The 12,890-nt window shown below is 57.5% G+C and carries 12 protein-coding genes and 1 pseudogene; 4 read left to right on the top strand and 9 right to left on the bottom strand.

All coding sequences use genetic code 11. The features are described 5' to 3' along the window. The 4 genes and pseudogenes from DXD48_RS10150 to DXD48_RS00760 form a co-directional block, all read right to left on the bottom strand. Positions 1-249: pseudogene (locus DXD48_RS10150) on the bottom strand (hypothetical protein); the annotation flags it as partial. 199 nt (positions 250-448) lie between these two features. Next, positions 449-1,357 (bottom strand): radical SAM mobile pair protein B, encoded by a 909-nt coding sequence (locus DXD48_RS00770; protein ID WP_055252675.1) that lies wholly within the window; start codon positions 1,355-1,357, stop codon positions 449-451. Next, on the bottom strand, positions 1,345-2,034 hold the full coding sequence (locus DXD48_RS00765) for a radical SAM mobile pair protein A (protein WP_117563599.1): 690 nt from the start codon (positions 2,032-2,034) through the stop codon (positions 1,345-1,347). Before DXD48_RS00765 ends, DXD48_RS00770 begins: the two co-directional genes overlap by 13 nt. After that, complete coding sequence (locus tag DXD48_RS00760; protein WP_055252679.1) at positions 2,031-2,231, bottom strand: hypothetical protein; 201 nt, start codon at positions 2,229-2,231, stop codon at positions 2,031-2,033. The genes DXD48_RS00765 and DXD48_RS00760 overlap by 4 nt, the downstream gene beginning before the upstream one ends. A gap of 143 nt (positions 2,232-2,374) precedes the next feature. Between DXD48_RS00760 and DXD48_RS00755 the strand changes: the two genes are divergently transcribed. Beyond that, positions 2,375-2,935: a TetR/AcrR family transcriptional regulator gene (locus DXD48_RS00755; protein WP_117563598.1), complete on the top strand. Its 561-nt coding sequence runs from the start codon at positions 2,375-2,377 to the stop codon at positions 2,933-2,935. Positions 2,936-3,018: 83 nt separating this feature from the next. Here the strand turns inward: DXD48_RS00755 and DXD48_RS00750 are convergent, their stop codons facing one another. Genes DXD48_RS00750 through DXD48_RS00740 form a run of 3 tightly spaced genes read right to left on the bottom strand, consistent with a single transcriptional unit; the run spans position 3,019 to position 5,522 of the window. Further along, complete coding sequence (locus tag DXD48_RS00750) at positions 3,019-3,867, bottom strand: NAD-dependent protein deacetylase, SIR2 family (protein ID WP_117563597.1); 849 nt, start codon at positions 3,865-3,867, stop codon at positions 3,019-3,021. Next, positions 3,855-4,553, bottom strand: coding sequence for a hypothetical protein (locus DXD48_RS00745; protein ID WP_055252414.1), 699 nt, complete (start codon positions 4,551-4,553; stop codon positions 3,855-3,857). Before DXD48_RS00745 ends, DXD48_RS00750 begins: the two co-directional genes overlap by 13 nt. Positions 4,554-4,556: 3 nt before the next feature. Further along, positions 4,557-5,522, bottom strand: coding sequence for a Sir2 silent information regulator family NAD-dependent deacetylase (locus DXD48_RS00740; protein ID WP_197032824.1), 966 nt, complete (start codon positions 5,520-5,522; stop codon positions 4,557-4,559). A gap of 143 nt (positions 5,523-5,665) precedes the next feature. On the opposite strand from DXD48_RS00740, the gene DXD48_RS00735 reads away from it, so the two are divergent. The 3 genes from DXD48_RS00735 to DXD48_RS00725 all read left to right on the top strand — a co-directional run bounded on the left by DXD48_RS00735 (position 5,666) and on the right by DXD48_RS00725 (position 8,425). Beyond that, positions 5,666-6,226, top strand: a complete 561-nt coding sequence (locus tag DXD48_RS00735; RefSeq protein ID WP_089572815.1) for a TetR/AcrR family transcriptional regulator — start codon at positions 5,666-5,668, stop codon at positions 6,224-6,226. A gap of 198 nt (positions 6,227-6,424) precedes the next feature. Continuing rightward, positions 6,425-6,955: a flavodoxin family protein gene (locus DXD48_RS00730; RefSeq protein WP_055252412.1), complete on the top strand. Its 531-nt coding sequence runs from the start codon at positions 6,425-6,427 to the stop codon at positions 6,953-6,955. Between the two features lie 180 nt (positions 6,956-7,135). Further along, positions 7,136-8,425 (top strand): ATP-binding protein, encoded by a 1,290-nt coding sequence (locus DXD48_RS00725; protein WP_117563596.1) that lies wholly within the window; start codon positions 7,136-7,138, stop codon positions 8,423-8,425. Positions 8,426-8,524: 99 nt separating this feature from the next. Here the strand turns inward: DXD48_RS00725 and DXD48_RS00720 are convergent, their stop codons facing one another. Together DXD48_RS00720 and DXD48_RS00715 are read right to left on the bottom strand one after the other, a co-directional pair. Then, on the bottom strand, positions 8,525-10,765 hold the full coding sequence (locus DXD48_RS00720) for a DNA gyrase subunit A (RefSeq protein ID WP_117563595.1): 2,241 nt from the start codon (positions 10,763-10,765) through the stop codon (positions 8,525-8,527). A gap of 45 nt (positions 10,766-10,810) precedes the next feature. Then, entirely contained in the window at positions 10,811-12,808 is a 1,998-nt protein-coding gene (locus DXD48_RS00715; protein ID WP_055252409.1) for a type IIA DNA topoisomerase subunit B, read from the bottom strand. Positions 12,809-12,890 lie beyond the last annotated feature (82 nt).

Genomic DNA, 12,890 nt, shown 5'->3' with positions numbered 1-12,890 from the left:
CTGATAGTTACAGGTTCTCTCGTCGGGAAACGTCTTCTCGGCCTGGGTGTCCACATTGGTGCTCAGGATGAAGTAGTCCTTATGGCCGATGAGGGACCGTAGGTCGAGATAGGGCTGCGAGGCCAGCTCGCGCAGCATGAAGTCGATGTATCGCGCATAGTATGCCCACTGCTGCTCGAGGCTGGGGTAGAGGTGGTAGAAGCCGTCGAAAAGGCTCTTGACTACTTTCGATTGATGCTCAGTGCCCATTGTATTCGCTACGATTAAACTCGGCACAGGGGATACTGGTTTTCCGTGCGAAAACGCTCATGCCGCTAAATTGAGCGACCGCCTGTACTGCAGCGGGATCATCCGCCCGAGCGATCCCTTAATCCGTCGCCCGTTGCGCCAATCGGCAGAAGCCACGCGTGGACGCTAATCGCTCGAGCGAATCGTCGTCGGTTTCCGTTTAACGATTTCTTTTTCCGCTATTATCCGACCCTCGGACTTCCTCGTGATAGAAGTAGTCCACGATCACCGGATGCCCCTGGGGGACTCTGCCATAAGGCATTTCGTTGTCCACAAAGGGGCAATCGTACTTCTTGGCCATTTCCTCGGCTTTTACTTCAAGCGCTTCAAAATAGCTACGGTTGCGCTTGTTATAGATCTCATCGTAAAGCGGTACGAGATTGGGATGTTTCTCGGCGATATAATCCAGGATCGCTTTTTTGAAACCACCCCGAAGATTGAGATTTTCGAGCCAAAACAAATCGCACCGATCTTTTACTCGCTCAAAAATCATCTCAAAATCCGTGATGCCGGGAAATACCGGGGACACGAAGCAGACCGTACGGATACCTTCGTCATACACCTGCTTCATAGCAGCGATACGACGCTCGATGCTCGACGCGGAGTCCATATCGTTCTTGAAGTTCTCATCCAGCGTGTTGATCGACCATGAAACGGTCACTCGTCCAAGCCTCTTCAGCAGATCGATATCCCGTACCACAAGATCGGACTTTGTGCAGATCAGAATATCTGCATCGCTGCCAATCAGCTGCTCCAGGAGTTTCCTGGTATTCCCGAATCGCTCCTCCTGTGGATTGTAGCCATCCGTCACAGAACCGATAACCACCCGCTGTCCAGCGTATTTCTTCGGATTCTTGATTTCCGGCCAATGCTTCACATCAAGAAAGGTGCCCCATTCCTCCTTGTGTCCGGTAAAGCGCTTCATAAAGGAGGCATAGCAATACTTGCAGGCATGCGTGCAGCCTACATAGGGATTGACCGAGTAGCCGCCTACCGGCAGGCTGGACTTGGTCATGATGTTCTTTGCTTCCACCTCATTGATGAGGATTCCATCGATCACTTCCGCCATGTTCTCTGCACCTCCAGCACTCTTTCGAATTCTTCCGGCAATTCCTGAATCATGTTTTCGTCCCCTATGACAGAGACGAGGTCTTCCTTCATAAACATTGGAATGCCAAGCGCGTGCGCCTGGTCCGTCAAAGACCATGCCCACTCCGGTTCCGTATGAACCTTCCTGCTCTGCGCCCCGGTCATGGTACCGACGACGATCCAGTTGATTCCGGAAAGGTCGACCGTACCGGGATCGTCGAATAGCGGCTCAAAAGTAACGAAGAAGTGATTTGCTTTGACGTTTTTCCGAAGGGCGTCGATACGCCACAGCTCCGCTTTCCTCGTCACCGTAACGCCGAACCATGCGTTTTCCAGGTCGGTATCTAAATCCAGCAAATCGGGTCTCTTGGTCAGGAACAGGAACTGATGCTGTGGATTCTCATGGATCTTTGCAAATACCTCGTCTCGCCATTCCAGCTTCCACCCGGAGAGATCGCTCATGCCGGTAAGGAGAAAGTTCTGCGGGCGTTTCTTTTCCATCATCTTGAGCTTGCTCGGGAAGAACGCAGGATCAGCGAAGTCGTCAATCATATGCCAACGTTTCACATTGTTACGGACATAGCAATATGGACACCCCACCGTGCAGCCGATGACGATATTCATATTCTGAATCTGATTTTTGATGCAGATGCTCATAACGCCTGCCTACCTGCCTCTCCCGTAAACACGCAATCAGCCTTCCCCACCTTGCGGGCAAAAGCCTCGATATCTTGCTTGCAAGCAGCAGGCTCGCAATCGCTCAAATCGTATGACGTGCCGCCGTTTCGATAGACGGCCCGATGGGAAAACGATCGGCTGACAAGCCCGATGCCGAGCTTCTCGCACAGGGTCATCCGTGCTCCCTTTCAGCTATAAAAAACAGGTGTCTATAAACAGTATCCTTGTTGATTTTCGCAGGGGCAATGAACAAACGCGTGCACCTGTCGATAAACGAACAGCTACTGGACATTGTCAAACGACTCAGATTGGAGAGGCGATGGGAGAAACCAAGATCGACCGCCGGCGGCGCTACACCCTCTCGGTCATACAGGAGGCGTTCTTCGCGCTGCTGGCCGAGGTCGGCTTCGCGAAGATGACGGTGGCGGACATCTGCCGCCGCGCCGAGATCAACCGGGGAACGTTCTATCTGCATTGCGAGGATAAGTACGCGCTGCTCGATGCGCTTATCGACGAGGCATTGGCAGCGGCTCCCCCGCTTGAGGGGGTTGAATCGGCAACGCTTTGCCAGCGTCCGTCGGCAGACGAGGATTATCGCCTGCTTTATTCGGACAGCGACTCATACGCTCGCGTAGCCCAGCGCGTCATAGAACGCGGAGCGGAGCAGATGGTTCCCTGGGTCATGGAGAAAACAGGGCTTTCACGCGAAGACGCCTTCCTGCTCTTCGTCCACAACGTCCAGGGCGATCTGGCCGTCAACCGCCTGCTCGGCTGGAGACGAGGCCCCGAGTTCGCCCATGCCCAGGAGCTGCTCAACGCCTATTCCGAAGGGGGCTTACTGGCGGTATCCGCTCTTCGCGATTCCGATAACCCATCGTGACCTGCGATTCAGGAATACCAGCCTCCGAGCCCTCTCGTTCGGAGGCTGCGGCTAAAACCTCATTGCGCGTCTACCGCTCCGCGTTACTCGCCACCTGCCCGCGCCACCGAGAGCAGCGCGCCCAAATCTGCCTGAATCGCCCCTGCCTTGCTTCCGAGCTGCAGCGGAGCCGAGCCGTTCGAGATGTTGACGCTCAACAGGTGCGCATCCGGCAGCTTCGCGGTCATGCTCCAGAACGGGAGCGTGATGATGCCGGGGGTCATCTCGCCCACGCCGAGCTCCAGCAACAGCACGCGGCGATCGCTGCGCTCGCGCACGAAGCGCTCGTATCGTCCGAGGCTCTCGCGCCAGGCCGCACCCTGCAGAAACGTGTCGTCGCGCACCCACGGCACAAGCTGCCAGCCGCAGTGCGGGCATCGGGGGACATCCTCGCTGAGGACCTCGAACCCCGCCATGCCCGCGAGCATGCGCTCGACGTAGGGGCTCGCGTCGAAGAGCTCGTCGCAGCATGGCTGCTTGCACTGAAGGTGCGCGAAGCTTCCCTGATAGTTGCAGATCCTCTCGGTGGGAAACGTCTTCTCGACTTGGGTGTCCACATTGGTGCTCAGGATGAAGTAGTCCTTATGGCCGATGAGGGACCGTAGGTCGAGATAGGGCTGCGAGGTCGGCTCGCGCAGCATGAAGTCGATGTATCGCGCATAGTATGCCCATCGCTGCTCGAGGCTGGGGTAGAGGTGGTAGAAGCCGTCGAAAAGGCTCTTGAAGCCAAAGGCTTGCTGCCAGTCCGTCATTCCGGCGCGCGCCATGCCTGCGCGGTTGTAATGGTTGAACCCGGCGGCGCTTGACATGCCCGAGCCGATGCCGACGATGATGGCGTCGGCATCGTCGATAAGGCTTCGAAGCCTATACGCTTCCCTCTCTAGAGACGGCATTGGGCAATCTCCTCGAAAGCCGGGGCCATATCGCCGTCAACGAGAATCGTCTCGCACGATGCATCGGGCGCCATAGCCTGGCTGTAGTTGAACACGATGTAGGTGGCGTGCTCGCAGACGTTCGCGATCTGGGCGAGCATGTGCTTTATGATGCCGTTGCGCAGTCCCACGCCAAGTTCGAGGATGGCGACCCTGCCGTTGCGATGGGCTTGCACAAGGCGCTCGAGCTCCTCGAGCTGGGCCGTGGCGAGGGCGTCTGGATGGGCGAGACGCCGCTCGTCGATCGACGTGCGTATGCCCCCCTCCGTCTCGAGCACGCGGTTCTCGTCGAACCCGGCGCGCGCGAAGTGCCCGTCGATGTTGCATGTGACCACGAAGGTGTCGGCGTGCTCCGTAAGACGCCGCAGCCCGTTCATGAGCGAGCCGGGCTCATATTCGAGATACTCCTTTTGATGGAACCGCTCGGCCCATCGGCGTCGCACGCTGGCATCCGGGGAAGCGAGCCCCTGCAGTATGCAGCCGATGCCGTCTGCCTGGGCGAGGTCCCCGTACGCCTCTTGGAAATGAGCATCGGCGCAGAAAAGGTTGAGCCCCTCCGCCATGTCGAGTCCGTTGCTAGCGCCGATGATGACAAGATCCGCTTCGGCTAGCGCCCTGCCTATGCGAACTGCTTTCGCCGTCTCCATGCGCTACCTCCCCAGCGTCTTGCGCACGTCGGCAAGCACGTCGGCGATGTCGGCGCGAACGGCGAGCCCCCGATCCTCGATCGCGCGGGGGAGAAACTGCGTCTTGTTGTTTACGGCGATGTAGCTGGCCTGCGGTAACTGCGCCGTGAGGGCCCAGAACGGCTCCTGGATAAACGCGGGCGTCATGCGGCCCACACCCAGCTCGAGGAAGAGGATCCTCTGCCGTGCGTGCGCGTCGAGCCATTCGGACACCTTGCGGTACTGCTCCTCGTAGAGTTCGCCCTGCAGGAAGTTGCCGTAGCCGCGAACCCAGGGGAACGCCTCTGCCCCGCAGTGCGGGCAGCGCGGCACGAGCTCTGTCGGAACCTCAAGGCCGTCTCCCATGGCCTCTACCATGTTGGAGACCGGCTCGACCGCATCCCACACCGCGTCGGTGCAACAGCGGGAGCACTGAAAGAAGCGGTGGTCGCCTTGGATCTCTGCCACTTTCTCCCAGGGATAGAGCTTCACAAACTGCGTGTCCTGGTTGGTGGTGAGCACGAAGAAATCCTTCTCGGCGAGAATGGCGTCGAGGTCCCTGTAGGGCTTGCGCAGCGGGGCGTTGAGCGTGGTGTCGAGGAAGGTGGCGAGGTATCCCCAGCGCGCCTCGGCGGTGGGCCAGCGGTAGAACGACCCCTCGAAAGCGCCCTTGAAACCGTAGCGCTCGGCGAATTTGCCGAAATGCTTGCGATAGGTCGCGTTGTCCTCGTAGTAGAAGTCGCCGCCGCCCGCCGCGGAGAGCCCGGAGGCCCCGCCCACCAGCACGCAATCGGCTTCTTCGATCATACGGGCGAAGTCCTCGATTTGCTGGTCGTAGGGCTCGGGCTCGCGGTCACTCAGCTCATAGGGCGTGCTGCCGCTGCGGTAGGCGGCATGAAGGGAAAACGATCGGTTGGTGAGCTCGATAACGAGCTGCTCGTACAGGGTCACTGGATACCTTCTTTCAGCTATTATAAACAGGTGTCTATAAAAAGTATCCATGTCGATTTGCTTAAGAGCAATGAACAGCTTCGGCCTGCTGTCGATAAACGAGCGTTTGCCGGGCATTGTCGAGCGTTGCAATTGGAGGGGTAATGGAAGCGGGGAAGATCGATCGTCGCCGACGCTATACACTCTCGGTCATACGGGAGGCGTTCTTCGCGCTGCTGGCCGAGGTCGGCTTCGCGAAGATGACGGTAGCGGATATTTGCCGCCGCGCCGATATCAACCGTGGCACGTTCTATCTGCACTACGAGGACAAGTTCGCCCTGCTCGACGCGCTTATCGACGAGGCCTTGGCGGCGGTGCCGCCGCTCGAGGGAACGGAGGCGGGTGCCCTCTGCCAGCGTCCGCCGGCAAACGATGACTATTATCTGCTCTACTCGGATGACGACGCGTACGCCCGGGTGGCACAGCGCGTCGTCGAGCGCGGCGCCGAGCAGATGGTTCCCTCGATCATGGAGGAGACTGGGCTTTCGCGCGAGGACGCCTATCTGCTCTTCGTCCACAACGTCCAGGGAAATCTCGCGGTCAACCGCCTGCTCGGTTGGAGGCGAGGGCCCGAGTTTGCTCACGCTCAGGAGCTGCTCAGCGCCTATTCCGAAGGGGGCATGCGGGCGGTATCGGCTCGTCACGATCCTCGTAGCTCGTCTTGACCGCATGTCATTTCAGGTAGGTGGCGTTGCTATGGGCCCTCTTTGATTTTCGACGTTGTATAAGGCAATCGCAATCGTCTTGAGCTTCTTTAGGGAACTTGAACAAGAGATATGGCCTGCTGGCGATTGATTAACACCATTCGTTTTGGTTACAAGAAAGCATGCTGCGCGCCTGCAGCATGAGGGAGAGGGAATCCTATGAATATCGTTGTATTGAGCGGCAGCCCGCGTAAGGGCGCTAATACCGATACCATGGTCGAGGCGTTTGCCGAGACCGCGCGTGAGGGCGGCCATACGGTCGAGGTCATCCGCGTTGCCAGCAAGAAGATCGCCGGCTGCTTGGGATGCCAGTACTGCTTCGCCCATGAGGGCGTCTGCGTGCAGAAGGATGACATGGCCAACGTGATTGAGTCGCTGAAAGACACCGACATGGTTGTCTTCGCTTCGCCTATCTACTGGTTTGATATCACTGCGCAGGAAAAGACCGCCATCGACCGCCTGTACGCCTTCGGTGCCACGGGATTCCCGTTCACCAAGACGGCCCTTTTACTCGATAGCCACAGCGAGGGTGTCTATGATGCGGCGATCGCTATGTACAAGTCAACCTGCGCGTACTGCAAGTGGGAGGACCAGGGCATTGTCACCATCAGCGGTATGACCGAGCGCGACAGCATGGCATCCTCGCCCAAGTTGAAAGAGGTGCGAGAGCTCGCTCGCAAGCTTGCCTAAGGACAAGAAGAACGCATGGCAATCAGCGTTGGTGGAAATGCTTGCTGTCCTTACCGAGAGATAGGGGCGAATTCCCTCAAGTGCCGTATAGAACAATTTTTAAACGCAGAAAAATAACTGAAAACAAATTAATCCGCGTTAAAATATTGTCAAATAGAAGTTCATGAGGGAAGGTTACGTATGCGTCGCAAGGCAGACGAGCTCCTTAGGGAATGGCGAGACAGAGCTGATAGAAAACCTTTGCTGGTCAAAGGCGTGCGCCAGTGTGGCAAGACCTATTTGCTCAGAACGTACGCCCAGGATCTTTTCGAATCGGTTGTCTACGTTAATCTTGAGAACGACCGGTCGGCGCGAGCGGATTTTTCGGGCGGTCTTGACCCTCATTCGATCGTACGTGCGATCGAGGCTCGTACGGGACAGCGTATCGTGCCTGGCAAAACCTTACTGTTCATTGACGAGATCCAGGCATGCGAGGAAGCGCTCACTTCCCTTAAATACTTTTGCGAAGATGCTCCCGAGTATTACGTTGCGGCTGCCGGGTCGCTTCTTGGGGTTGCCATTAACCATCAGTCGTATTCGTTCCCCGTCGGAAAGACCGACTTGATTGAGATGGCTCCACTCGATTTCGAGGAGTTTCTCTGGGCGATGGGGCACGATCAGCTGGTCGACGAGATACGCTCATCATTCGAGATAATGGGTCCTCTTGCGCCAAGCCTTCATGAAAAGGCGCTTGGGCTCTATCGACAGTATCTTGTTGTTGGCGGAATGCCCGAGGCGGTCCAAACGTACATCGATGATCAGTCAATCATTGATGTGGCCGAAAAGCATCGGATTATTCTCGACGGATATTCCGCCGACACCAATAAATATGCTGATGAACGCTTGAGCACAAAGACGCGTGCGTGCTTCGATTCCATTCCACAGCAGCTTGCCAAAGAGAATCGTAAATTTCAATACAAGGTAGTGCGAGCGGGGGGCAATGCGTCTCTCTTTGGAGATGCTCTCGATTGGCTTGTATTGTCGGGTACGGTGGCGCGCTGCAGCCTAGTCGGGCAGATCGAAAGCCCCTTAGAGGCCTTCGTTAACCCTTCTGCTTTTAAAATCTATCAGGCGGATACAGGGCTGCTGGTCTCCAAGGCCGGTGCTCAACGCGCCGATATTCTTGCCGGTATCGGCGGCACATTCATGGGTGCACTTACCGAAAACTACGTTGCCCAACAGCTTTCAGCCATGGGTTATCCACTGCATTATTGGGCGCGAGATAATCGTGCGGAAATCGACTTTGTAGTAGAGAAGCAGGGATGCTTGTCTGCGATTGAAGTCAAGGCGGGGGAGAACACAAGATCTCGAAGTCTGTCCTCACTTAAAAAGACCCATCCGGGCGTGCGCCTTATCAGGCTATCGACTAAGCCCTTTGGAATGAATGATGGGCTTATGTCTGTTCCGCTTTATGCGGCATTTTGTCTATAGGGATGATGCTGGTGTAATGCATGGGGCCCGGGGCGCAGCGTTTACTGCGCTCCGGGCCCCGCTGCTTTGTAAAACCATGACGGTTTAGTCGCCGTTGTTTTAGTCAAACAAACTCGGCATGTCATTTTCCTTCATGAGGGCGCCGGCGGAGGGCAGGCTCTGCGCGGTGAACTTCTCGGCCGAGACGCCGGCGCCAAGGATTTCCTCGGTCGTGCCGACGGTGGTGACCGAGCGGCCCTTCTTGGCCGTAAAGGCCTGGACGCCCTGCGTGTTGGTGGTCGTCTTGGTCTTGAGCAGCGACGTGTTGAAGTTCATCAGGCGGTAGTCGCTCGAGACCAGCGCGAGGTCGCGGTCCTCCTTGAGCACCTGCGCATACAGCAGCTTGCTGCCGCCGTAGATGGCGTTCTTAAGGCGCTTGCGGTTGGTCTTGGTAGCGTATCCAGAAAGCGCGACACGCACCACGCGGCCGTTCTCAAAGACGAACAGCACGTCGGCCTTGTAGTCCTCGGGGTCGATGACCCAGATGACGCTCTCGTCGGGTTCCATCTCAAGATCGGTCGGAAGGTACGAGCCCAGCTGGGCCGACTTGGTGTCCTCAAACGCCGCGACCTTGCACTTGTACACCTGGCTCTTGTTGGTAAAGACCAGCAGCTCGTGGGTGTTGGAGGACGGGAACTCGATAAAGGGTTTGTCGCCGTCCTTGTACTTGAGCGTGGTCGCCTTCTTGAGCACGCGGTCCGTCATCTTCTTTAGGTAGCCATCGCGCGAGAGCATGATGGTGACCGGGTACTCCTCGACCTCGGGCTCCAAGCTTACCTCGATAACCTCATGGGGCTCGATCCTGCCCGTGCGGCGCGGCATCACGTACTTCTTGTTGACCGCTGCTAGCTCGTCGCTGATGACCTTCTTGACGTTCTCCTCGCTGGAGAGGATCTCCTCAAGCTCGGCAATCTCGCCCTCGAGCTTGGCGATGTCCTTGGTGCGGTTGAGGATGTACTCCTCGTTGATGTTGCGGAGCTTAAGCTCGGCGACAAACTCGGCCTGGGTCTCGTCGATGTCGAAACCCTTCATAAGGTTGGGTACAACCTCTGCCTCGAGCTTAGTGCCGCGGATGATGGCGATGGCCTTGTCGATGTCGAGCAGAATTGCCTCAAGGCCGTGCAGCAGGTGCAGGCGCTCGGACTTTTTGCCCAGGTCAAAGTTAATGCGGCGACGCGTGGACGCAATACGCCACTTGACCCACTCGTGCAGAATCTGGCGCACGCCCATAACACGGGGATAGCCGTCGACGAGCACGTTGAAGTTGCACGAGAACGAATCCTGCAGCGTGGTCGAGCGATAGAGCTTGGCCATGAGCTTGTCGGGGTCGACGCCGCGCTTAAGGTCGATGGCGATGCGCAGACCCGAAAGGTCGGTCTCGTCGCGGATGTCGGCGATCTCCTTGACCTTGCCCTCCTTGGAGAGCTTGACGATGCGTTCGATGATGACATCGGTCTTGGTGGTGTAGGGGATCTCGTACACCTCGATGATGCGCTCTTCGGGAATCCAGCGCCAGCGGGAGCGAATCTGGAAGCTGCCAAGACCGGTCTCGATGATCTTCTCCATCTCCTCGCGGCGGTAGATAATCTCGCCGCCGGTCGAGAAATCGGGCATGGGCATGTACTCGAGCAGGTCGCAGTCGGGGTCCTTCAGGTAGTGCATCGTGGCGGTGCAGACCTCGTTGAGGTTGAAGCCGCAGATATCGGACGCCATAGCGACGCCGATGCCCTTGTTGGCCGAGACGAGGATGTTGGGGAACGTGGTGGGCAGCAGACGCGGCTCCTTCATGGCACCGTCGTAGCTGTCAACGAAGTCGACCGGGTCCTTGTCGATGTCTTTGAAGATCTCGGCGCTGATGGGGGAGAGCTTGGCCTCGGTATAACGCGAGGCGGCGTAGCTCAGGTCGCCCGAATAGTACTTGCCAAAGTTGCCCTTCGACTCCACGAAAGGAGCAAGCAGCGCCTCGTTGCCCGTGGCCAGGCGCACCATCGTCTCGTAGATGGCGGCGTCGCCGTGTGGGTTGAGCTTCATGGTCTGGCCCACGATGTTGGCGCTCTTTTGGCGCTCGCCCTTGAGCAGGCCCATCTTGTACATAGTGTAGAGCAGCTTGCGGTGCGAGGGCTTAAAGCCGTCGATCTCGGGGAATGCACGCGAGACGTTGACGCTCATAGCGTAGGGCATGTAGTTGACCTCGAGCGTCTGCGTAATCGGCTGGTCGGTGACCTCGGAGTGCAGGCCGATGACGTTCTCGGCGTTGACCTGCTTTTTCTTGGGCTGGTTCTTCGTCTTCTTCTTTGCCACGATTTCCTCTTGAACTTCTTATGGGCCGTCGTTATCGATTTGCTGCTACTGCAGGTCCAGCTGGTCCAGGTATTCCTTGCCGTGCTCGGAGATGTGACGCTTGCGGCCCGTCTCGTCGTTGCCCAGCAACAGGTTGAACATGGTCTCCATCTTGGTGACGTCCTCGGGTTCTACCTTGATCAGGCGGCGCGTCTCGGGGTTCATGGTGGTGAGCCACATCATGTCCGGATCGTTCTCACCAAGACCCTTGGAGCGGTTGATCGAGCACTTCTGGTCGCCAATCTCCTTGAGGATGCCGTTCTTCTCGAGCTCGGTGTAGGCAAAGTAGGTCTTCTCTTTGCAGTTGATCTCGTAGAGCGGCGACTCGGCGATATACACGTAGCCCTCGTCGATAAGCGTGGGCACCAGGCGATAGAGCATGGTGAGCACAAGCGTGCGGATGTGATAACCGTCGACGTCGGCGTCCGTACAGATGATGACCTTGTTCCAGTTGAGGTTGTCCAGGTCAAAGGCGCCAAGGTTCTTGATGCGCTTGTCCTTGATCTCCACACCGCAGCCCAGCACGCGCATGAGGTCCATGATGATGTCGGACTTAAAGATGCGCGGGTAGTCCTCTTTCAGACAGTTGAGGATCTTGCCTCGGACGGGCATAACACCCTGGAACTCGGCATCGCGCGAGGTGCGGATGGCGCCTGCTGCCGAGTCGCCCTCTACGATGTAGATCTCGCGACGGCTCTTGTCCTTGGAGCGGCAGTCGATGAACTTCTGCACGCGGTTGGCCATGTCGGTCTTCTGCTGCAGATTGGTCTTGATGCTCTGGCGCGTCTTCTCGGCGTTCTCGCGCGAGCGCTTGTTGATGAGCACCTGCTCCATGATCTTGTTGGCGGCGTCTTTGTTCTCGATCAGATAGGTCGAGAGGCGCTCCTTAAAGAATGCCGTCATCGCCTGCTGGATAAAGCGGTTATTGATGGCCTTCTTAGTCTGGTTTTCGTAGGACGTCTGGGTGGAGAAGCAGTTGGTCACCAGCACCAGACAGTCCTGGACGTCCTGCCACTTAATGCCGCTCTCGTTTTTGTTGTACTTGCCCTGTTGCTTGATGTAGGCATCGATGGCGCTGGTCAGAGCACTACGGGCGGCCTTTTCGGGCGAACCGCCGTTCTCGAGCCATGACGAGTTGTGGTAGTACTCCTGCATCATGAAGGTGCGCGAGAAGCACATGCACGCGGTGATCTTGACGTTGTAATCGGGCAGGTCCTCGCGGTCGCGACCGCGACGGTCAGCCTCGATAAAGAAGGGCTCGGTAAGGTAGTCGGTACCGACCTTCTCGAGCACGTAGTCCTCGATGCCCTTGGGATAGCAAAAATCCTCTTCGGAAAACTCGCCATCGTCGCCCTCAATGCGCAGGCGGAAGGTCACGTTGGCGTTGACCACGGCCTGGCGGCGCATGGTCTCGCGATACCAGTCGTGGGGAATGCTGATCGAGGTAAAGACCTCAAGATCGGGGCGCCACTTGATGGTGGTGCCGGTGCGGTCCTCGTCGCTGGGCTCGATCTCAAGCGCTTTCTTTTTGGCGCCAACGACCTTGCCTTTCTTAAAGTGCAGGGAGTACTTGTTGCCGTCGCGCCAAACCGTGACGTCCATGTACTCGGATGCGTACTGGGTCGCGCACGAGCCCAGGCCGTTGGTACCGAGCGAGAAGTCGTAGTCGCCGCCCTGGTTGTTGTTGTATTTGCCACCTGCGTAGAGCTCGCAAAAGACGAGCTCCCAGTTAAAGCGCTTCTCGGAGGGGTTCCAGTCGAGCGGGCAGCCGCGGCCGTTGTCCTCTACCTGAATGGAACCATCGCGAAAGGCGGTAAGGGTGATGAGCTTGCCGTAGCCCTGGCGCGCCTCGTCAACGGCGTTGGACAGGATCTCGAAGGCGGCATGCGCGCAGCCGTCGAGTCCGTCCGAGCCAAAGATAACGGCGGGGCGCAGGCGTACGCGCTCCTCGTCCTTGAGCTGACGAATACTGTCGTTACCATAGTTTGCGGTGTTTTTTGCCATGCTCGCTCTCTCGATGCTCCTTTGCTGCGTTGTAGTCATATAGATAGTCAAGGTAGCATAGCCCAGGCCTCGGACGATTCCA

The organism is Collinsella sp. TM05-37 (assembly GCF_003436455.1).
Taxonomy (GTDB): Bacteria; Actinomycetota; Coriobacteriia; order Coriobacteriales; family Coriobacteriaceae; genus Collinsella.
Note: the sequence above shows the minus strand (reverse complement) of the source record. Positions and strands in the feature narration are given on the sequence as shown.